At 69.4% G+C, this 20,952-nt stretch carries 19 protein-coding genes; 13 read left to right on the top strand and 6 right to left on the bottom strand.

The annotated features are described in order from the left end of the window. Window positions 1-14 precede the first annotated feature (14 nt). Window positions 15-665, top strand: coding sequence for a polyamine aminopropyltransferase (locus tag GF068_RS05730; protein WP_153818214.1), 651 nt, complete (start codon window positions 15-17; stop codon window positions 663-665). On the opposite strand, the gene GF068_RS05725 is transcribed toward GF068_RS05730, so the two are convergent. After that, window positions 662-1,330 carry a DUF4230 domain-containing protein gene (locus tag GF068_RS05725; protein ID WP_338046241.1) on the bottom strand — a complete coding sequence of 223 codons (669 nt, stop codon included), beginning with the start codon at window positions 1,328-1,330 and terminating at the stop codon, window positions 662-664. The two genes, GF068_RS05730 and GF068_RS05725, sit on opposite strands and share 4 nt — an antisense overlap. Window positions 1,331-1,559: 229 nt before the next feature. On the opposite strand from GF068_RS05725, the gene GF068_RS05720 reads away from it, so the two are divergent. Genes GF068_RS05720 through lnt form a run of 3 tightly spaced genes read left to right on the top strand, consistent with a single transcriptional unit; the run spans window position 1,560 to window position 5,150 of the window. Continuing rightward, the gene (locus GF068_RS05720; protein WP_275939083.1) at window positions 1,560-2,666 is read left to right on the top strand and encodes an SGNH/GDSL hydrolase family protein; all 1,107 of its coding nucleotides are present in this window, start codon (window positions 1,560-1,562) and stop codon (window positions 2,664-2,666) included. Between the two features lie 7 nt (window positions 2,667-2,673). Further along, window positions 2,674-3,459, top strand: a complete 786-nt coding sequence (locus GF068_RS05715) for a hypothetical protein (RefSeq protein ID WP_153818213.1) — start codon at window positions 2,674-2,676, stop codon at window positions 3,457-3,459. After that, a complete protein-coding gene (gene lnt, locus GF068_RS05710; RefSeq protein WP_153818212.1) occupies window positions 3,456-5,150 on the top strand; it encodes an apolipoprotein N-acyltransferase in 1,695 nt (564 codons plus the stop codon). Before GF068_RS05715 ends, lnt begins: the two co-directional genes overlap by 4 nt. Here the strand turns inward: lnt and GF068_RS05705 are convergent. Both GF068_RS05705 and GF068_RS05700 read right to left on the bottom strand, forming a co-directional pair. Beyond that, the gene (locus tag GF068_RS05705; RefSeq protein ID WP_153818211.1) at window positions 5,107-5,958 is read right to left on the bottom strand and encodes a hypothetical protein; all 852 of its coding nucleotides are present in this window, start codon (window positions 5,956-5,958) and stop codon (window positions 5,107-5,109) included. The genes lnt and GF068_RS05705 overlap by 44 nt on opposite strands. Before the next feature lie 21 nt (window positions 5,959-5,979). Then, window positions 5,980-7,188: an MFS transporter gene (locus GF068_RS05700; RefSeq protein ID WP_153818210.1), complete on the bottom strand. Its 1,209-nt coding sequence runs from the start codon at window positions 7,186-7,188 to the stop codon at window positions 5,980-5,982. 149 nt (window positions 7,189-7,337) lie between these two features. Between GF068_RS05700 and GF068_RS05695 the strand changes: the two genes are divergently transcribed. Continuing rightward, a complete protein-coding gene (locus tag GF068_RS05695; protein ID WP_153818209.1) occupies window positions 7,338-10,574 on the top strand; it encodes a UvrD-helicase domain-containing protein in 3,237 nt (1,078 codons plus the stop codon). Here GF068_RS05695 and GF068_RS05690 read toward each other — a convergent pair whose 3' ends face one another. Continuing rightward, the gene (locus tag GF068_RS05690) at window positions 10,575-11,081 is read right to left on the bottom strand and encodes a hypothetical protein (RefSeq protein WP_153818208.1); all 507 of its coding nucleotides are present in this window, start codon (window positions 11,079-11,081) and stop codon (window positions 10,575-10,577) included. It lies immediately after the preceding gene. A 116-nt stretch (window positions 11,082-11,197) separates the two neighbouring features. Here GF068_RS05690 and GF068_RS05685 point away from each other — a divergent pair, with 116 nt between their 5' ends. The 5 genes from GF068_RS05685 to GF068_RS05665 all read left to right on the top strand — a co-directional run bounded on the left by GF068_RS05685 (window position 11,198) and on the right by GF068_RS05665 (window position 16,159). Continuing rightward, complete coding sequence (locus GF068_RS05685; protein WP_170319316.1) at window positions 11,198-11,896, top strand: DUF1775 domain-containing protein; 699 nt, start codon at window positions 11,198-11,200, stop codon at window positions 11,894-11,896. 17 nt (window positions 11,897-11,913) lie between these two features. Beyond that, the gene (locus tag GF068_RS05680) at window positions 11,914-12,159 is read left to right on the top strand and encodes a hypothetical protein (RefSeq protein ID WP_153818206.1); all 246 of its coding nucleotides are present in this window, start codon (window positions 11,914-11,916) and stop codon (window positions 12,157-12,159) included. 72 nt (window positions 12,160-12,231) lie between these two features. Then, on the top strand, window positions 12,232-13,377 hold the full coding sequence (locus GF068_RS05675) for a hypothetical protein (RefSeq protein WP_153818205.1): 1,146 nt from the start codon (window positions 12,232-12,234) through the stop codon (window positions 13,375-13,377). 298 nt (window positions 13,378-13,675) lie between these two features. Further along, a complete protein-coding gene (locus GF068_RS05670; protein WP_153818204.1) occupies window positions 13,676-14,920 on the top strand; it encodes a hypothetical protein in 1,245 nt (414 codons plus the stop codon). 18 nt (window positions 14,921-14,938) lie between these two features. Then, window positions 14,939-16,159, top strand: coding sequence for a hypothetical protein (locus GF068_RS05665; RefSeq protein ID WP_153818203.1), 1,221 nt, complete (start codon window positions 14,939-14,941; stop codon window positions 16,157-16,159). Between the two features lie 4 nt (window positions 16,160-16,163). Here the strand turns inward: GF068_RS05665 and GF068_RS05660 are convergent, their stop codons facing one another. Beyond that, window positions 16,164-17,810, bottom strand: a complete 1,647-nt coding sequence (locus GF068_RS05660) for a fumarate hydratase (protein WP_153818202.1) — start codon at window positions 17,808-17,810, stop codon at window positions 16,164-16,166. 148 nt (window positions 17,811-17,958) lie between these two features. On the opposite strand from GF068_RS05660, the gene GF068_RS05655 reads away from it, so the two are divergent. Further along, the gene (locus tag GF068_RS05655) at window positions 17,959-18,453 is read left to right on the top strand and encodes a hypothetical protein (protein WP_153818201.1); all 495 of its coding nucleotides are present in this window, start codon (window positions 17,959-17,961) and stop codon (window positions 18,451-18,453) included. Window positions 18,454-18,495: 42 nt separating this feature from the next. Here GF068_RS05655 and GF068_RS05650 read toward each other — a convergent pair whose 3' ends face one another. Beyond that, window positions 18,496-19,422, bottom strand: a complete 927-nt coding sequence (locus GF068_RS05650; protein WP_153818200.1) for a class II glutamine amidotransferase — start codon at window positions 19,420-19,422, stop codon at window positions 18,496-18,498. A gap of 144 nt (window positions 19,423-19,566) precedes the next feature. Between GF068_RS05650 and GF068_RS05645 the strand changes: the two genes are divergently transcribed. Next, the gene (locus tag GF068_RS05645; protein WP_170319315.1) at window positions 19,567-20,211 is read left to right on the top strand and encodes a hypothetical protein; all 645 of its coding nucleotides are present in this window, start codon (window positions 19,567-19,569) and stop codon (window positions 20,209-20,211) included. Continuing rightward, window positions 20,208-20,924 carry a hypothetical protein gene (locus GF068_RS05640; protein ID WP_153818198.1) on the top strand — a complete coding sequence of 239 codons (717 nt, stop codon included), beginning with the start codon at window positions 20,208-20,210 and terminating at the stop codon, window positions 20,922-20,924. The genes GF068_RS05645 and GF068_RS05640 overlap by 4 nt, the downstream gene beginning before the upstream one ends. Window positions 20,925-20,952: the final 28 nt, after the last annotated feature.

Below are 20,952 nucleotides of genomic sequence, written 5' to 3'. Positions count from 1 at the left end.
GGTAGACTCCGGCGGTGGCTGTCGTCGTTCGTGTCCTCGAAGAGGCCGGTCAGCGGCTCGTGCTCCGTGATCTCGGCACACATCACGAGCTCCTGCTCGGCCAAACTCCCATCCTTTCCAGCAAAGCCCTCGAAACCGAGCGGGCGTTCGGCGCCCTCGCCGGCTCCCTCGGGGCGGGCCTCGCGCCCACGGTCCTGATCGGCGGGCTCGGGTTCGGCGCGACCCTCGCCGCCGCGCTGGCGGCCCTGGGGCCCGAGGCGCGTGTCGTCATCGTGGAGAAGCTCCGCGCCGTGGTGGAGATCGTCCGCGGCGAGCTCTCGCACGTGGCCCCGGGCGTGCTCGACGATCCGCGCGTCGAGCTCGTGCAGGGTGACGTCTCCGAGGAGATCGGCCGTCGTTCGGGGCTCGACGCCATCCTGCTCGACGTCGACAACGGCCCGGGCTGGGCGTCCTTCCGGACGAACGCGCGCCTCTACACGCAGGCGGGCCTCCGCGCCGCCTACGAGGCGCTCCGCCCGGGCGGCACGTACGCCGTGTGGAGCGGTTATCCGGCCGATGCCTTCCTCGCCGAGCTACGCAAGGCCGGCTTCTCGCCCTCGATCCTCCCGCTCCACGAGCGCGGGGTCGTGCGCGCGCGGGCCTACGTGGGGCGACGTCCGGGCTAACGCGCGACGAACCGCACCTCGACCTGCTTCGCGCCGAGCGCCCTCGCCAGCGCCGTGAGCTGCTTCTCCGCTTGCGCCCGCGCTCGGCGCATCACGTCCGGCGTCCGCGCGGCCGCCTCGATCGCGCGTTGCGCTTGCCTGCGGGCGTTCGCCTCGAGCTGCTCGTTCCGCTTCGCGAGCAGGTCCGTCGAGCGCGCGAACACGTACGTCCCGTCCTCGTCGAGCATCGCCGACAGCACCTCGGGCTCGGGCAGATCGAGCCGCGCGACCCCGGTCTTCGGGTCGAACGCCACGTCCTCTTCGCGCATCTTTCCGAGATCCACCCCGACGACCGCGCGCCCGACGGCCACGAGGAGCAGCGCGTCTTTGGCCTCCACGAGCCCGAAGAACGCGCTTTGCCGATCCGTCAGGTCGACGACCTTCTCCACGTGCACCTCGGCCGTCTCCAGCCGCGACACCTCGCGGATGGCGAGCAGCAACGACGGCGTCGGGCGCTCCGTGATCACGTGATCCGGCGGCGGCGAGAGCAACCTCGGCAGGAGGACGACGAGCGCGACGGCGAGCGTGGCGGCCACGACGTAGGCGAGCATCCGAGACGGGGCGAGCAGGGAGCCCAGGACCTTCTTCAGCGGATGGGGCGAGCGCTCGGACGAGGGATCGGGCACGACGTCGAGTGTAGCAGCAAAAGGCCACCTCACCATTTCGCGATGCGTCGTGCCTGCTTCCGGTGGTCGCGCGACATTCCACGGACAGCATACGGAATCGTGCCGATTGACAATCGTCGCATTCGACGATTCAATGGCCGGCGGCCCGTGGTTTCCGTTGCCCACGCGCCGATGCTTACGATTCACGTCATGACGACGATCGCGCTCGATCGTCGAGGAGAGGCACGTCATGCGCACCATGTCCCAATCCGCGGCCCTGCGCCTCGGTCAGGCCGTTCTTTCGCTCGGGATCCTGCTGGGGGGCCGCGAAGCGTTGGCCAATACATTGACGCAGAACAGCTCGTGGACGATCGACCGATCGGGTACGACGGCAAAATATCGCGTCGTTGCGTACGGCGACTCCATCTTCGCCGGGTACAATGGTAGCTTGTCCAACGTCGACAAGCGCGCCGCCACCTGGGTCCAGGGTGAATATCTCTCGAATAGCTGGAACAGCGACATCGAGGTCGTCCGGCGCACGAAGTCCGGCGCGAAGGCGGACGACATCTACAACAACAAGATCGTCAAGGAGAAGTCGTACATGCAGTCGACGAACACGCGTGTCGTCACCTTCGAGATGTGCGGCAACGACTTCCTCCAGGCGCGCGACAGCTTCGCCGGCCAGAGCGGCACCTGCAACTACGGCGTCCTCGACACGGCGCTCGCGAACTGCACGAAGTACCAGGAGCTCGCGATGCAGTTCATCAACACGAACGCGAACGCCGCGACGAAGAAGAAGATGATCATGAACCTCTACTACCCCGGCTACGCAGCCGACGACGGGCTCTCGAGCTGCACGGACGCGTCGACGGGGCAGAAGATCAACAAACAAAACGCCATGTTCCCGCGCCTGGCCCGCAGCAATTACCGGGCCTGCAAGTTCGCGGCCCAGTACGGGTTCGACTGCGTCGACGCGTTCGCGGAGTACATGGGCGCCGACTACGATTCGAATGGTGACGGAAAGATCGACGCCGACGGGCTCCGTTACATCCCGGGCGAGACCGAGGACGCCTACGTGACGCGTATCACGAGCACGCTGCGCGGCACGATCCGGGACGCGAACACCCATTTCGCGAACGCGAGCACGAGCTACGACTACATCCTCTCCGACAACACGCACCCCACGTATTATGGCAGCACCATTTACGTGGGCCTCTTCGGCGGCACGGGCACGGGCTCGGGCGCGCCGGAGTATTCGGGCAGCCAGATCGTGGGCGGGAAGAACCCGATCTGGAACAGGTACGGCCACGAGCGCGCCGGCTGGGCGCATTCGCTCTTCAACCCGCTCACGCCCTGATCGTCCCATGGTGAAGAGACGCCCTGCCGAGCGCTCGCGTGGATCCGTACGGCGCTCCGTCGACCGGGACGGCGTCGTCCATGTCGAGCACCGGCGGGGCCGTCTCCCCGGGGGGCCGATCGGCCTCGGCCTCGTCGCCGCGGGGATCCTCGCGTTTCTGTCGTGGAAATGGCGCGAGCCCTCGCCCGCGGAGGTGGCCTCGGGGCCGAAGCCTGGACAAACCGTGGAGGCGCGCGCGCCGGCGCGCCCCAAGGGCGCTCCGATGCTCCGGCTCATCGCGGCGCGACCTTCCCCGGAGGCCCCGAGCGCGCCGAATACACGCGCGATCGGGGCTGACGAGCCGGATCCGGAGGCCGAGGTGCCTCCGGACGAACCGGACGATGATCCCGACGAGGTCGGCGAGGAGGGCGCGCCGAGAGGCAAGACGGGCATTCACGCGTTTCCCTTGCCCGGCACGAAGAAGATCAAGCAGGGCCTCGTCGTCCCCGAAGATTTTTCGCTGCCGCCCGGCTACGTGCGTCATTACCAGGCCACCGACAAGGGCCGGATGCTCGAGCCCATCTTGCTCTACCACCCCGATTACGAGCTCGTCGACGAGAAGGGCCAGCCGATCCCGCTCCCGCCCGATCGGGTCGTCCCGCCGGACATGGCTCCGGAAGGGTTGCCCCTCGCCACGCTCGAGGTCCCCGAGGACGCGTACGCGGACCGCGACGAACAGGGCCCCGCCTCGAACGCCGATCCCGGACAAACCGACGTCGAGGAGGAAAAAAACGCGGACGGGGAGGAGCCATGAGCGCCGTCGCCCTCACGAAGCGCCTGCGCCGGGTCTGGAAAACGAAGCGCCTCCGTGATCGATTGTTGATCCTCTCGCTCGGCGCGTTCGCCTCGGCGTATCTGCTCTCGATTTGCAGCCGCACGACGCCCTCGTCGTATCTCGCATGTTTTTTCGTGTTCGTGCCCTGGCTCCTCACGATGGAACGCGTCGAGCGCCGCCGTGACGCGCTGCTCTCCGGCGCCCTGATGAGCGTCTTCTCCGTGGCGCTCGTCTTTCCCTGGTTCCCCGAGGCAGCGGCCTCGTATGCGGGCGCCTCGCCCGACCTCGTCTGGCCTCTCTTTTTGCTCCTCGCGCCCCTGCTCCAGCCGCAGTTTCTGGCGTTTGCCCTCGTGCGCCTCGCCGTGCGTCGCGCCGACCAGGCCCATACCACGCTCCGGGCCGCGATCGCCGCCTCCGCGGCGTACGTCGGCGTCGAGCTCGTCTTCCCCAAGCTCTTTTTCGACACCGTGGCGCTTGGCCTCCATCCCTCGGCCGCTTTTCGTCAAGGAGCCGAGCTCGTCGGCGTACACGGCCTCTCGTTCGTCTTGCTCCTCGTGAACGAGGGCCTCACCCATTCGATCGTGCGCCTCGCGCGGGCCCCGAAGGCCCGGGGCGCCGATCATCCGGCCCTGCCGGCGGCGCTCGTGCTGCTCGCCGTACTCGCCTGGTTCGGTCATGGCCGCGCGCGGCTCGCCGCGCTCGCCGCCGCGAACGGGGGGGCCGCGATCACGGTCGGCATCGTCCAGGCGAACATCACGAGTTACGACAAACTCCGCGCCGAGAAGGGCGCCTTCGAGACCGTCCGCACGATCCTCGATGCACATTTCAAGCTCTCGGACGGCATTCGCGCGCGGAAGCCCCTCGACCTCCTCGTCTGGCCCGAGACCGTCTACCCGACGACGTTCGGCGCGCCGAAGAGCGAGGCGGGCGCGGCCTTCGACGAGGAGATCGGCGTGTACGTGGCGAAGACGGGCGTCCCGCTCGTCTTCGGGGCCTACGAGGCCGAAGGAGACGACGAGTACAACGCGGCGTTCTTCCTGACGAACGATCCGAACGGCAAAGTGGCGCGCGCCTCGTACCGCAAGCGGATGCTCTTTCCGCTCACCGAGTGGGTCCCGCCGCTGCTCGATTCACCCGCCGTGCGCGGCGCGATGCCCTGGGCGGGGCACTGGAAGCGGGGGCCGGGCGCGCAGGTCGTGCGGGTGAATTCGTCCGTGCACGGCGAGATCAAGACCTTGCCGCTCATCTGTTACGACGTCCTTTTCCCCGGCTTCGTCGCCGAGGGCGCGGCGAAGGGGGCCGATCTCATCGTGACGCTCTCGAACGACTCGTGGTTCCCCGACGGGCGCGCGCCGCGGCTCCACCTCGTCTCGGCCGCGTTTCGCAGCATCGAGACGCGCCTGCCGCAGGTCCGCGCGACGAACTCCGGCATTTCGGCGATCGTCTCGCCCGACGGGGAGCTCCTCGCGCGGACGCGCTTCGACCAGGAGGACACGCTCGCCGCCGAGGTCCCGCGCGGCGCGCGCGTGGTGACGCCGATGGTCGCCTTCGGGCACCTGCGCGCGCCCGTGTTGCTCGCGCTCGTGGCGCTCTTGCTCGGCCAAACGTGGTGGCGCGCGGGCCGGCTCAGGCGAGCAGGTGCGAGAGGACGTAGCCGGGGACGAGCATGAAATAGGCGACGTCCGCGAGGATCTCGGCGGCGCGGCGGACGCCCTTTGCGCGACCGGGGAGCAGGTACGAGAGGCCGAGCGAGAGCACCTCCACGACGATACGTACGAGCCCCGCGTACACGACGAGCGCGCCGAGCACGCCCACCCACCGCAGGAGGAATGCGCTGACGTACGGGCCGAGGCCCATGAGGTGGTATTGCCCGAAGGGGCCACCAAATACGATGTACTGGTGCAGTCGGAAAAGGACGATCGCCAGGGCCAGCGGGAGGACCCCGTATTTCGCCACGAAATAGGGCCATCTCCGTCTTCCGTGCGCGCGCCGCGCCTCGGCGAAGCGGATCGCGGGGTGATCGAGCGCGAGGCGGGCCGCCGGTAGCACCTCGCCGAGGGCTTTTAGCAGCCCCGCCGGATCCCGGAGCGCGAGGCGGCGCTGGAAAGAGCGATTCGAGCCGAGCACGAGCCGGATCCCCGGGCCGGGCAGGGGCAATCGCCAGGGACGGACGCCCTCGATGGATGCCATGGGAATCTCGAATCGCTCGCGGCGGAGGTCGATGGCGAGCCTCTCGGGCCCGATCTGGGCTTTGCCGCGGTGAGCCCTGCCGAGGAGGAAGGCGACGAGGAGGGGGCCGCCGGAGAAGAGGGCGATACCGGAGGCGACGGCGAGCGGCGGCGCGGTCTTCGAGCCGGTCACCATATCGCCGACGATATGGGCGGCCACGTAGAGGACGTTGAGCAGGGCGGCGAGGCGAAGGGCCACGGCCAAGGTCCGCGCGGCCGGACCGTAGGCGTGGACGTCGAATTCGGCCATGCGTGCACGATAGCACGCGCCTCAGGCGATATCTTCCAGCTCGCGACCCCGCGTCTCCGGCAATGTGAGGAGGATCAGGGCGAGCGCGAGGGCCGGGAAGACGACCGTGGAAGCGACGGCCTTGCCCCACCCCACGGATTCGGCGGCGTACCCGACGAGCACGGGCGTGACGACCTGCGCGGTGCGGCCGAAGAGGTGGTTCGACCAGCCGAAAGCGTCGCTGCGCAGCTCCGTGGGGAAAAGCTCGGCGTTGTAGGCGGCGAGCACGGAGCCCGTCGCGGTGATGCCGCCCATGGCGAGGACGAGCGAGACGAGGACGACGGCGGAGGACCCCGCGAGATAACAACCGAGCGTGCCGGCCACGACCGAGAGGTAAATGAGGATCGAGGCGCCGCGCCGCCCGAGGGTGTCGAGCAGCTTCGCGGCGGCGAATGCGAACGGCATTCCGGCGATGGCGGCGATGGAGATGTAGAGCCCCACGCGCCCCTCCGTGTAGGCGCGTTCCCCCATCGCGTGTTCTTTCCAGAAGGTGATCGCGTTCGTGGTGCAGGCGTAGGTGAGCATCCAGATGACCGCGAGCAGGAGCATGCGGTCGCGGTGGGGAGGCGCGAGGATCCGCGTGAAGGACCTGTTCACGAGGCTCGTGCCCTCGACCTGCTCGGTGAAGCGGCGCGTCTCGCGCAGGGATCTGCGGGCGACGGCGAGCAAGAAGAGCGGCGCCGTGCCGAGCACGTAGATGCCACGCCAGCCGAGCGGCGAGGCGACCACGGCGGGCGTGATCCCCGCGCAGACGATGGCGCCGACGCCGGTCAGTGCATTCAGCACGCCGATGTACAGGCCGCGGCGATCGGCGGGGAACTCCTCGGCGGCGACGACGAGGGAGAGCGACCACTCGGCGATGAGGAAAAACCGCGCGGCGACCTGGGCGGCGCCGAACGTGAAGGGCCCGCGGGAGAGCGCGGTGAGCGCGGTGCAGACGGCGTAGCCGAGGATCGTGACCGCGAGGACGCCGCGCCTCCCCGCGCGATCGGCGTACCGGACGAGCGCGTAGGAGAGGATCGAGCCGGCCATGATGACGCCGACGAGCCAGCCGGCACCGCTCGGGGACAGGCCCATTTCGGCGCGGATGGCGGGCAGGAGCTGGGTGAGGGCGAAGGTGTCGAACCCCTCGAAGAAGCTCGCGACGCCGAGGAACACGAAGAGGCGGCGGTGGTATCGGTCGTCGCGCATCGGGCCGCTTTCGTGCGTATCAGGGAAAGGGCGCCTCCACAACCGCGGAGAACGTGGTTAGATCCGGCCAAACCTGCTTGGTTCGTCCGCGGCTTGACGAGCGCCGCGATCTCGGGTAGTTGCGTCTTCGAGGTTGCCGAGAGACAAACATGCGTTACCACGCGGACCTCCATGTCCATTCGAGATATTCTCGCGCCACGAGCTCCGACTGTGACCTGTTCCACCTCGCCTGGTGGGCGCGGCGCAAGGGGATCGCGGTCGTCGGCACCGGGGATTTCACGCATCCGGCCTGGCGGGCGGAGCTCCAGCGGCAGCTCGTCCCGGCCGAGCCGGGGCTCTTCCGGCTCACGCCCGAGCTCGAGCGGGCCGTCGACGCGCGGCTCGAGGGGCCCTGCCGCGGGCCCGTGCGGTTCATGCTCTCGGTCGAGATCTCGACCATTTACAAGAAGGGCGAGCGCGTCCGGAAGGTGCACCACCTCGTGTACGTGCCCGACTTCGAGGCGGCCGAGCGGTTCGTCGCGGCCCTCGCCCGCGTGGGCAACCTGAGCGCCGACGGACGGCCGATCCTCGGCCTCGACTCGCGCCACCTCCTCGAGATGGTGCTCGCGTCGAGCCCCGGCAGCTTCCTCGTCCCGGCGCACATCTGGACGCCTTGGTTCTCCGTGCTCGGCTCGAAGGCGGGGTTCGACGCGGTGGAAGAGTGTTACGGCGACCTCGCGCCGCACGTCTTCGCCCTGGAGACGGGGTTGTCGTCGGATCCGGCCATGAACTGGCGGCTCTCGCGGCTCGACCGCTACCGCCTCGTGTCGAGCTCGGACGCCCACTCGCCGCCGAAGCTCGGGCGCGAGACCACGGTCTTCGACGGGCCGGTCGATTATTTCTCCCTGCGCCGCGCGCTCGAGACGGGCGAGGGTTTCGTCGGGACGCTCGAGTTTTTCCCCGAGGAGGGCAAGTACCACCTCGACGGCCACAGGGCCTGCGGCGTGCGCCTCGAGCCCTCGGAGACGCTCGCCCGCGGCGAGCTCTGCCCGACCTGCGGGCGCCCCGTCACCGTGGGCGTCTTGCACCGCGTCGAGACGCTCGCCGACCGCGACGAGGGGTATCGCCCCGAGAACGCCGCCGATTTTCGCTCTGTCGTGCCGCTGCCGGAGGTCCTCGCCGAGCTCGCCCGCGTGGGGCCGTCGAGCCAGGTGGTCGAGCAGAGCTACCGGGGCCTCTTGTCACGGCTCGGGCCCGAGCTCTTCATCCTGGAAGAGGCGCCGCTCGAGGACATCACGCGGGCCGGATCGTCCTTGCTCTCCGAGGGGATCGCGCGGATGCGCGCGGGGCAGGTGATCCGCGAGGCCGGCTACGACGGCGAATACGGCAGGATCCGGCTCTTCTCGCCGGACGAGATCACGCGAAGGCTCGTGGTCGCGCTCCTCTTCGACGACCCTGAGCCCTCCGCGCCGCCTCCGAAGAAGCCCGCGCCCCGCGCGCCCGCGGACAAACCGGTCCGCAAGAAAAAGGTCACGGACGGCGAGCCCGGCGTCTCCCTGTTCGCGCCGCGCCTCGACGCGGCGGCCGCGACCGAGGGGCCGCGGTCCTTGCTCGACGGCCTCGACGCCGATCAACGCGCGGCGGCCGAGGTCGTGCGGGGGCCTTTGCTCGTCGTCGCGGGGCCGGGCACGGGCAAGACCCGCACGCTCACGCATCGAATCGCGCACCTCGTCCACGATCGGGGCGTCCTGCCCGAGCAGATCCTGGCGATCACCTTCACGCGCCGCGCGGCCGACGAGATGCACGAGCGACTCGTCGTCCTGCTCGGCGACGTCGGCGCGCGCGTCCCGGCGATGACGTTCCACGCGCTCGGGCTCCTGATCTTGCGTGAATACGGGGATCGCGCCGAGCTGGGGATCGCGACCGAGCGTGAGCGCATCGGCCTGCTCATGGAGAAGCTCTCCGTGACCGAACGAAAAGCCGCGCAGCTCTGCGCGTCGATCTCGCGCTGGAAGCGGCGCGTCGCGCGGCGCGCCGAGGCCCTCGAACGATTCCCCGACGAGCTCGCCCCGGGCTCCGACCTCGACCGGGCCTGGACCGCATACGAGGAGGGGCTCGGCGCGCGCGACCTCGTCGATTTCGACGACCTCGTCACGCTCGCCGTCGAGCTCCTCGAGGCGCGCCCCGACGTGCTCGATGCTCTGCGCCGGCGCTTCGTGCATGTCTCGGTCGACGAGTTCCAGGACGTGGACGAGCGGCAATACCGCCTCTTGCTCCTGCTCGCGGGCGAGGCCCAGAACGTCTGCGCGATCGGCGACCCGGACCAGGCCATTTATGGATTCCGCGGCTCGGACGTCTCGTTTTTTTTCCGGTTCCGGGCTGATTACCCTGCGGCGAGCGTGGTGCGCCTCGGGAAGAACTATCGCTCGACGCGCACCATCGTGGACGCCGCGCTCGGCGTCATCGCGCCCTCGCCGACGGTCGGCGAGCGCGTGCTTCGCCCGCTCATCGAGGATCGCAGCCGCATCGTGATCCACGAGGCGCGCTCGGCGCGCGCCGAGGCGGAGTGGGTCGTGCACGTGATCGAGCGCCTCGTCGGCGGGACGTCGCTCCATTCGATGGATACGGGCCGCGTCGGGCCCGGGGAGGGGGAGGGCAGCCACGCGTTCGGCGAGGTGGCCATTCTCTACCGGACCGACGTGCAGGCCGAGGCGCTCGTCGAGGCGCTGCGCCGCGCGGGGATGCCATTCCAGCGGCGCACGCACGATCGGGTGCTGGAGCGGGCGGCGGCGATGGTGATCATGAAATCGTTTTTGGCAACACTCGCGCCGGGCGCGCCGCTCGGTCCTTCGCTCGAGGCGGCCGCGGCGCGGGTCCGGGAGGAGGTCGCGGCGCCGACGGGGCCCGAGGGAGGCGAGGGCGAGGCGGGCCCGTCGTTCGGCGAGGCCGACGTCGACGCGGCGCTCGTGGTGCTGCGGGCCATTGCGGCGCGATCGGGCGAGGACGCCGCGCGATTTCGTATGGAGGTCGGGCTCGAGGTGGAGGTGGACACGTGGGATCCGCGGGCGGAGCGGATCTCGCTGCTCACGCTGCACGCCTCGAAGGGCCTCGAGTTCCGGGTGGTGCTCGTCGTGGGCTGCGAGGACGGCCTCTTGCCCTTACGCTTCCAGGGCCGCGAGGAGGAGGCCGACGTGGCCGAGGAGCGGCGGCTCTTTTATGTGGGGATGACGCGCGCGAGAGAGCGGCTCTTCCTTTCGTATACGCGCGAGCGAATGCGCCACGGCAAGGTGGTGCCCGCGGAGGCCTCGCCGTTCCTGCGCGAGATCGCGGAGCGGCTCGTCACCGAGGATCGAGCGGATCTGGCGGAGAAGGCGGGGCCGCGGCGGAAGCAGCTCACGTTGTTTTGATCAAGGGCAGTCGAGCGTGTGGACCGAGCCCGCCACCTCATTGGTGAAGAGCCTGATCTGCGCCTTGACGGGCTCCGGCGCGGCGCCCGTGTTCTTGCAGCAGACCCTGGCCGAGACCTCGTCCTCGCCGGTGACGTGTAGCCCCCGCGCTCCCTTCGGCGACACGACCTTCGCCACGGGCGGCGTCGTCGCCAGCCACACCGACTCGCCCGGATCGAGCTCGGGACAGCGCAGGGTCAGCGCGACGCAGCGGTGCCCCTCGTCGCTCGTGGTGCTCTCGCTCGAGCTCGCGCACGCGGGCTTCAAGTGGACCGGGGGATGCTTGATGAAATCGGGCTGCGGCTCGGCGAGGGCCGCCGTCCCTCGTTCACCGCTCCCCTGTGTCGCCGTCGCCTGTGGCGCCGGCTTCGAGGCCTCCTCGTCGCGCCGCGTGCAGCTCGCCGTGACGAAAAGGAGGAGCGCGCTCGCCGCCACCACGCGGCTCGTGTCGCAAGACGTTCGAGACATTTGCCTCGGCATTACCACGCGCCGCTGCCGCTCGCCCGCCGTGCGACATCATGACGCACGGGCTTTTTGGCTCGTCGTGGTACCCCACCGGCCACGGACTGGAAGGAGTACACGATATGAAACACACGCCGATCACGATCCTGACCTTCGCGGTCGCGCTCGCCACGAGCGCCGCGGCCGAGGCGCACATCAGCGCGGTGAGCCCGACGGCCATCGCCAACAAGACCACCGTCGTCGAGCTCGGCGTCGGTCACGGCTGCGAAGGCTCGGACACGTATGCCATCACCGTCGACATCCCCAAGGGCATGACCTCGGTGCGCCCGATGTGGAGCGATTTCGGCAAGACCTCGCTCACGTACGACCCGGTGGATCCCGCGCTCGTGACGAGCGTGACGTGGCAGAAGGACGACGCGGACGCCCTGCCCGGCGACTCGAATTATTACAAGCTCGCGTTCCGCGCGCGGGTCCCGAACGCGCCGTTCACCTCGATTTATTACAAGGTCCATCAGGTCTGCCGCGCCGCCGACGCGACGCTCTCGTACGCGGAGTGGGTCGCGCTGCCGGGCGAGATGGGCGAGCCCGCCGCCGCGCAGGTCATCGTCCCCGATCACCTCCCGGGCTGGAACAAATACACCGTGCCCGTCGACATCGCGGACCTCGGCGTCTTCTTCAAGGACGCGCTCATCGTGTGGCGCGGCGCGGACGCCTACAGCTTCAACGACAACACCGTCGAGCTCATCCAGGGCACGGACGGCGTCACGTTGCTCGCGGCGGACGGGGTGAAGGCGAACGATGAAATCTGGGTCCGTTACTAGCCGGGAAAGGAGCCGTCATGAAACATTGGCTCTTCCCGATCATCGCCGCGGCTTGCCTCTGGGGGTGCTCCGACGAGCCGAGCTCCACGCCGAGCGGCAGCGGCGGCGGTAGCTCCTCGAGCTCGAGCTCCGCCGGCGGAGGGGGCGGCGGGTCACCTGCGGCGCGGGTCTCGTGTATCGACGCGCCGGACGTCCTGGCAAGGCCGCCGAGCGGAGCGTTGCCCTGCGAGTACGTCCCGCCCGGCCTCAGCCTGCCCCGATGACGTCGGCGGCGACGCCATGCGACAGAACGTCGCATGGTCGGTCGTCGCTCGCCGGGTGATACTGCCCGGCCCATGCGTACCCGCAATCTCGCATTTTGCCTGCTGCCCTTTCTCTCGGCGCCCTTCGGGGGCTGCACCCTCGAACCTCTCCCCGCCGTCGTGCAAGACGAAAGCGACGGCGGCGGAGGGGCCGGAGCTGACCTCGGACCGAACGAGCTGCCCTGCGACGTGCGTGAGGTCGTCGAGGTGCTCTGCTCGAGCTGCCACGCTTCCCCCGTCGCGGCGGGAGCGCCCTCGCCCCTGCTCTCGCGGCACGATTTCCTCGCGCCGCATCCGAGCTCCGGGAAGACGGTCGGCGAACGGAGCCTCGAGCGGATGAAATCGGCGGCGGCGCCGATGCCTCCCCCCTCCGAGCCCCCCGCGTCCGCGGGCCAGGTGGCCATCTTCGAGCAATGGGTGGCGGCGGGGATGCCGCCGGGGACGTGCGGGGCCATCCCGGCCAAACCTGCGGAGACCACCTGCGCGAGCGGCGAGACCTGGGATCCGAGCGCGACCCCGACCGCGCAGATGAACCCGGGCCTCGCGTGCCGCGCGTGTCACAAGACCCAGGCGTCGGACTTCAATTACTTCTTCATGGGGACGGTGTTCCCTGCGTTCCACGAGCAGGACCTCTGCATGAGCCCGCCGCCTGCCGGCGCGAAGGTCGAGATCCTCGACGCGACGGGCCAGGTGACGATGACGCTCACGCCGAACGCCGCCGGCAATTTCATGTCGAGCGCCGTCGCGGCGGGCGTGCCCGTCCCCTACACGGCGCGGCTCGTCGCGAATGGGCGCGCGCGTTCCATGAACGGGCTCCAGACGGACGGGGATTGCAACAAGTGCCATACCGAGCAGGGCGCCGAGGGGGCGCCGGGCCGGTTGGTCTGGCCGCGCGACTATGACGCGAAACCCCCGCCGACCCCGCCCGTGCTCGTCGACCTCATCCCGATGGGTGACGCGCTGCACGTCGTGTGGACGTCGTCGGGCTGCGACAAGATCCTGCTCCTCCGCAACGAGGACGGCGGCGCGTTCTCGCTCGCCTACACGCTCGCGGGCAGCACGACGGAGCAACACGACGACGGCGCGTATTCGGCGGCGACGGTGTACTGCTATCGCGCGCAATGCAGGGCAGGCGGCGTGACGAGCGCGGATTCGAACGAGCTCTGCGGGAGCCCGTGACATCGGCGTCCCGGGAGGTCCCGGAACCTGCCCGAACGATGTTCCTCATCGATCCGCGACGTCCCGGAACCTCCCTGAACGATGTTCACATCGGTCCGGGATGTTCCGGAACCTCCCTGAACGATGTTCCCCATCGACCGGCGACGTCCCGGAACCTCCCTGAACGATGTTCCCCATCGATCCGGGATGTGCCGGAACCTACCTGAACGATGTTCACATCGATCGGGGGTGTCCTGGGACCCGCTCGGACCTTGCCGCTTCCGCTCCCACCCCCCGAGCGGTATCCTCACCCCCGCCCATGATCCTCGAATGCCGTCACTGCGGCGCACCGCTCGACGTGAAGCCGGACGCTTCGCTCACGAAGTGCCGCTATTGCGGCGTCACCAGCGAGCGCCGCCTCCTCCGGACCCTCGCGGCCGTGACCCCGCGTGATTTCCGCCCGCCGAGGCAATGGGTCCCGCCTCCACACGTCCCGGCGCCGTCGAACAAGCCGCTCAGCTATCACGCAGGCGTGTCCGTGTTCGGGGCCCTCGTCGCCGCCTTCCTCGTGCTCGTCGTCGGCGTCACGGTCGTGGTGAACGTCCGCGGGCGCGGCGTGTCGGGCAGCGGGCCGTTCGGGGCGAGCACCTCGCCGAACGACCTCGCGGCCGCGCAGATCGACCTGCCGCGGGCGAGCCTCGCGAAGGCGCTCGGCGGCAGCAGCCTGGGCTCCAGCCTGCTCAGCGTGCCCCTGGGGCACGATCGGTACCAGAGCGTCTCGTTCATGTTCGATGAAAAGGAGCCCGCGTATCCGAAGAGCTTCTCGCTCGTCCCGCGCAGCGGCGCGCGCGCGGATCCACGCGTGAGCGAGGCCCTCGGGAGGCGCCTCCACGGCGGGCTGAAGGACGGAAACTGGAACTGGGCGGGCCTCGTCTCCGTGAGCGTCGACGCGAGGTCCGGCACCGTGGCCGCGTCCGTGCAAAGGGTCCTCGGGCCCGGGAGGAGCCCCAACCCGCACGCGAAGGCGCAGCTCGTCGCCTTGTGGAAGCTCGTCCTCGGCGCCGTCTTCGACGTCCCGGTCGAGCCGAGCTCCGACGAAGCCCGCCTGCTCGGCGCGCCGCACCGGTTCGGCTCGCTCGCGACGCTCGACACCACGACGACCGTCGACAAGGCCGCCGAGACCTTGACCCGCAGGTTCCCCGGCGCGATCGCGAAGACGTTCATCCACCTCGACGTCACGATCGCCGTGGATCACCCGCTCGTGCGTGAGGTCGCGCTCTCCTTCCGCAACGAGGAGGGCGGGTCGATGTCGACCGCGCACCTGCGCGGGACCCAGGCCTTCCCGGGCCGCCGCGAGGCCTTCGCCACGTGCCTCGAGGGCCACCTCGGCAAGCCCGAGGTGTCGGATCGCGATTACGTGAACAAGAAACGTGACTATCGCTTCACGGCCGGCAAGGCCTGGCTCAACGTGAACGAGGACGCGGCGTTCGTGAATGGGCACGGGCATCGGATCCAGGCCGCCGACTGGGGGCGGATCGTCCACGCCGTCGACGCCTGCCGTTGACCCTCGCCGGAGCAAGCATTGCAATCCATCATCAAGGTCTTCGAGGACAACCACATCGAGCCGCCGTGGTCGTACGTCGCGGTCTTCGCGCTCGACGTCCTCCTGCTGCTCGCGCTCGCCTTCTGCCTCCGGGAGCTCCGGCGCGCGCGCCGCGCGGCCGTCGAGGCGGACGCCGTGGTCAAGCCCGACGCGCCGCTCTTCGAGGGCGCGCGCTTCGTCGCCGGGGTCGTCGAATTCGCGCGAGGCGAGGAGCAGGCCGTGCGGGTGACGATCACCCAGGAGGGCACGGAGCAGGTCGACAAGAACAACAACAAGTCGCACACGTGGGAGGAGCGGGGCCGCGAGGTGGAGGCGCGGCCCTTTTATCTGTGTCAACCGGGCGGCGAACGTGTCCGGATCGAGCCGCCGGACGACGTGATGCTCGTCGACACGCTCGATCAAAAAGAATGGCTCGCGCCGGCGCAGCGCAAGCGACGCGCCGAGCTCTTGCCGGGGGAGTGGGCGGTGGTGGAGGGGCGGCTCTACAAGGCGCCCGATCCCGAGGCGGACGGGCAAGCCGCCGGTTATCGCCAGGCCGCCGCGACGGGCTGGGTGATGCGGCCCTCGCCGCAGAAGGGCATGCACGTGTCCACGGAGGGCCTCTCACGCCGCCACGAGCTCCGCGCGCGGGCCTTCCAGTGGACGTGCCTGTGGGTGGTGCTCCTCGGGCTCTTCATGAACGCCCCGCTCTTCACCTACCGCGCGCGGCTCTTCCTGGGCGAAAACGTGGTCGCGACGTACCAGGGCAAGCGGGTGTACACGTCGACCAGCAAGGGGAAACAGAAGAACCATTACACCGTCCACGTCACGTACGAACGGGCGCCCGAGGAGGGAGGCCTCATCGACGTCGACGACGACGATTACGACGAGCTGCCGAATCAGAGAGGCGAGATCTGGGTCCGGCGCGTGCCGCTCTTCGAGGCCGCGACGGCGCTCGGGCAGGGCAGCTCCGTGTGGAGCGTGCTCTGGGTCGCCGCCGCGTTGATCGTCGGGCTCGCCTGGCTCCGCGTGCAGAGCACGCACGGTTATCGACGCTGGTACGAGGGGCGCGTCGTCGACAAAGGCCGAGGGCCGCTGCCCGTGCAGACGAACGAGCGGTTTTTGGCGGACGATCCGGTCGCCCTCGCGGCGCGGAAGAGGCGGGGCCTGCCGCGGAGCGCGCGCAGGCCGTACCACGTCGAGGGGATCGATCTGGATTGAGTGCCTATTTCGTGACGTCGAGGCGCTTGCCCTTCGGGCCCTCGATGTCCGCGAAGAAATCGCTGCCCTTGTCGTCGACCACGATGAACGCCGGGAAATCGACGACCTCGATCTTCCAGACGGCCTCCATCCCGAGCTCGGGGTATTCGAGCACCTCGACCTTCTTGATACAATCCTTCGCGAGGCGCGCGGCCGGGCCGCCGATCGAGCCGAGATAGAAGCCCCCGTGTTTCTTGCAGGCCTCCGTCACCGCCCGCGAGCGGTTGCCCTTGGCCAGCATCACGTACGAGCCGCCATTCGCCTGGAAGAGGTCGACGTACGCGTCCATGCGGCCCGCGGTCGTCGGCCCGAACGAGCCCGAGGCATACCCCTCCGGCGTCTTCGCGGGGCCCGCGTAATACACCATGAAATCCTTCATGTACCCGGGCATGCCCTCGCCCCGATCGAGCCGCTCCTTGATCTTCGCGTGCGCGATGTCCCGCGCCACGACCATCGGGCCCGTGAGCGAGAGGCGCGTCTTGATGGGATACCGCGAGAGCTCGGCCCGGATCTCGCTCATCGGGCGGTTCAGGTCGATCCGCACGACCTCGCCGCCGAGCTCGGCGTCCGTCGTCTCGGGCAGGTACTTCGCCGGGTCGCGCTCGAGCGCCTCGAGGAAGATGCCGTCCTTCGTGATCATCGCCCGCGCCTGCCGGTCGGCCGAGCACGAGACCGCGATGCCCACGGGGCACGAGGCGCCGTGGCGCGGCAGGCGAATCACGCGGACGTCGTGGCAGAAGTATTTGCCGCCGAACTGCGCGCCGATGCCCGTCCGCTGGGCGATCGCGAGGATCTGCTGCTCGAGGCCCACGTCGCGGAAGCCACGGCCGAGCTCGTTGCCCTCCGTGGGCAGGCTGTCGAGGTAACGCGCGGACGCGAGCTTCGCGACCTTGAGCGTCTGCTCGGCCGAGGTGCCGCCCACGACCACGGCGAGGTGGTAGGGCGGGCAAGCGGCCGTGCCGAGCGCGCGGATCTTCTGCTCGACGAACGCGAGCAGGCTGTCCGGGTTCAGGAGCGCCTTCGTCTCCTGGTAGAGGTAACTCTTGTTCGCCGAGCCCCCGCCCTTGGCCATGAACAGGAACTTGTAGGCGTCGCCCTCGGTCGCGAAGAGCTCGATCTGCGCCGGCAGGTTCGTCTTCGTGTTGACCTCGCGGTACATGTCGAGCGGCGCGAGCTGCGAGTAACGCAGGTTCGTCGTGCGGTAGGTATCGGCGATGCCACGCGCGAGCGCCGCCTCGTCGTTGCCCTCCGTGAGCACGTGCTGGCCCTTCTTGCCCATCACGATCGCCGTGCCCGTGTCCTGGCAGGAGGGCAGGACGAAGCCGGAGGCGATGTTCGCGTTCCGGAGCAGCTCCATCGCGACGAAGCGGTCGTTCGAGGAGGCCTCCGGGTCCTCGAGGATCCGCGCGAGCTGGGCGAGGTGGCCCGGCCGGAGCAGGTGCGCGATGTCGCGCATGGCCTCGCGCGCGAGGAGCGTGAGGCCCGCCGGCTCGACCTTCAAGAACGTCCTTCCCGCCGCCTCGATCGTGGAGACGTGGTCCTTCGTGACGAGCCGGTAGGGCGTCTCGTCCTTGCCGAGGGGGAGCATGTCCTGGAACTGGAAATCGCTCATCGGGCAAAGGTGTACCCGAGGCAGCCGGCGTATGCCAAGGGCGGCGAAGGGGCGGCCTCGCTGCGAAGGCCTACATCGGCAATTTTCTTGGAAGATCCAGGGGGCCCCGCCCTTGACTGGCGACGACATGGATGGATAAAGGAACTCGATGCTCCAGGTCCTCGACGCAGACGAAGAGTATCTGGTCGGCACCCGGGGCCACGTGTTCGTGACCGTGTGGGGCAGGATCAGCCTCGATCGCATCCGGCGCGTGATCGCCGTGCAGCGATGGCTGATCGAGGAGTCCGACCACGACGCGAGGTCGTTCGGCTCGATGAGCGTGCTCGTGCCGCATCGGCTCGCGGTGCCCGACACCGTCGACGCCGAGATGCGCAAGCTCGACGACTTCTTTGCCCCCTACGTGCTGGCGAGCGCGGTCGTCGTCGAAGGTGAAGGCATGCGCTCGACCCTCCTGCGCGGCACGGCCAGGGCGACGAGCCTGCTCAAGCCCCGGAGGTACCCGGAGAAGCACTTCGGCGAGATCGGGGAGGCCGCCCGGTGGCTCGTCTCGCAGATCGGGAAGCTGCCGGCCCAGGCCATCACCGCCGAGGATCTGGCCTGGGACATCGCCGAGGCGCGGGCGCTGCACCATCACATCATCTGAAGCGCGGAGCTTTCACGCGACGTCATTCGACGTCACGCGACGTCACTCGACGTCGAGGGGCACGACCTCGACCGAGGGGCGATCGCCGGAGCGCTTCACGTACACGAGGTGCTGGAGCGGCACGGAGTGCCACGTCGAATGGTCGCGCGTGAGCGGCTCGGAGGCGACGATACACGAGCTCGCGTCCTCGTCCGCCGCGAGCATGCGCCATTCGCCGTCGTAATGGCCGTACGATTTTCCGATCGTGTACCATATCCGGAGGAGCCGCTCCTCCGGCGGATGGTAATCGTCGCCGAGCCCTTCGTGATTGCCGAGGCCGTAGCTATAACAGACCGCGACGAGGTCGTTGCCGTCGGAGAGGAAGAGGTTCATCGGGGAGAACGTGCGGATCCCGAGCTCACGCCGGATCCCCGCGACGATACGCAGCGCGGAGGTGACCCCGCGGGCGATGTCGAGGGCGCCGAGGTCCGCGCAAGGATCGGGGAGCTGCGAGAGCAGGAGCGCGTAGAACCACTCGCTGTCGGTGGTGCCGTGGATGGCCCGCGCGAGCTCGGGCCGGATCTTCGGCAGGAGCGCGAACTTCATCTCGTCGAACCGCGCGAGCTGCCCATTGTGGGCGAGGGCGAGCCGGGCGCCCTCGAACTGGAACGGGTGCAGGTTCTGCTCGTGGATGACGGCCCGCGTGTCGTAAGGCACGCCGCGCAGGTGCGCGAGCAGGGCCGTCGCGCGCACCTTCGCCCCGAGCGCGCGCAGGTTCCGATCGTAGATGGCGAGCTGCGTGCTGCGGTAGACGAAGGGCACATCCGGGCGCTCGGAGCGAGCGTCCCACGCGAGCAGGCCGGAGCCCGCGAGGTTCAGCCGCGTGTAGAACGCGGCCTGGTGGGTCTGGTTCACGAACGAGACGTCGGGTTTGTAGAGCAGATCCTCGAGCGGGATCGGCTCGCCGAGGTAGGCGAGGACGCGGCACATGGCTCGTCCTGTGTCACCCGGGACGCGCGCGCTTGCAAGGCCCAAGGCGCGGCTTTGCGAGCCCGCCTCGCCCGAAAGTGGTATCGTCCCTCGTCGAAGGGGCGATGACGCGTGCAGGACCGACGACGAAACATCGGTGGGGCGGTGGGCGCGCTCGCGATCGCGGGGCTTCTCACGGGCGCGGGGCCCGCGCGGGCGGGGGATCCGTCACACGTCGCGCTCTGGCGCCTGGAGGCGCACGGCGCTTATTTGCATGGAGATCGGCGGCTCGGGGCGGGCACGCTCGCGCCTTACAACGGCTACGGGTTCTGGGCGCGGGCCGGCCTCTCGGAGTTTCCGTGGAAATGGCTGGGGTACGACGTCCTCGCGCACGTCGGCGTCGTCGGCACGCCCGAGGGCGCGTTCGACGTGGGGGCCGAGGGCGCCGTCGCGTTCGCGCCCGCGCGCTGGAGGGGCAGCGTGGACGGCTCGGTGATCCTCGGCATCGGCGGAGGCTTCGGGCTCGAGCGCCCCGCGTGGCTCGGCCGCGCGGGCACGGGGTATCCGCTCTTGATGGCGCGCCTCACGCTCAAGCCGAAGAGGTCGATGCGGTTCTTCGCGTCGTTCCGTTTCACGCCCATCACGTCGGACGAGGGCTGGGTGCGCTCCTACGATCTCGAGGTCACGGGCGGCCACAAATGGTGGTATCTCGGCCTCCGGGGGCGGATGGACGACGTGACGCAGGGGGATCCCGAGCGATTGTACCGCACGTACTGGCTCGGCCCGACGGCGGGATTGGTGATTCGATGAGACGGGCGCGAAGCGACGTCGTTGGTTTCGCCGTGCCGCTGGCCTCGCTCCTGCTCGTCGGCTGCGGTCTCGACCCCGTGCGGGAATCGGAGTGGGTCTCGACGCGGGACATGCGGCTCGACGTGCGGGCGCTCGACGACGGCGTCGCGGCCGCGATCGACGTGCGGGTCGAGAGCCCCATCGGCTCCGTCGTGCTCACGGGCGGCGACGCGCTCCTCGTCACGGTGGACGGGGCGCGGCGGCCGATGAGCGAGGGAGAGCGTAATGGCGCGCCGACGTATTCGGCGCAGCTCGACGCGCTCTCGGGCGATTTCCTCCTCGACCTCGAGAGGCCAAACGATCGCGACGTGCGCGGCGTCGTCGTCGAGGTCCCGCCTCCTTTCACCCTCACGGCCGAGGGGCTCACGCAGGATCTGCCGCTCACGCTCGGCTGGGATCCCGATCCCGAGGGGGCCTCGGTCTCGATCGTGGTCCAGGGCGATTGTCTCGACACGGTGACGCGCTCGCTCGACGAGGACACGGGCGCGCTCGTGTTCACCCAGGCCGAGCTTCGGCCGCCGCCCGCCGGCCCGCCCCTCGCTCCTTGCGCCCTCCAGGTGACGGTGTCCCGAACGAGCGCCACGCAAGGCGTGCTCTTCTCGACGACGCCCGGGGGTTCTATCGTCACGAGCGCCGAGCAACGCAGGGACATCGCCGTCACCTGGACGCCCTGATCGTCCGCCGCCGTATCTCCTTACTTTC

It is taken from the genome of Polyangium spumosum (genome assembly GCF_009649845.1).
Taxonomy (GTDB): domain Bacteria; phylum Myxococcota_A; class Polyangia; order Polyangiales; family Polyangiaceae; genus Polyangium; species Polyangium spumosum.
Note: the sequence above shows the minus strand (reverse complement) of the source record. Positions and strands in the feature narration are given on the sequence as shown.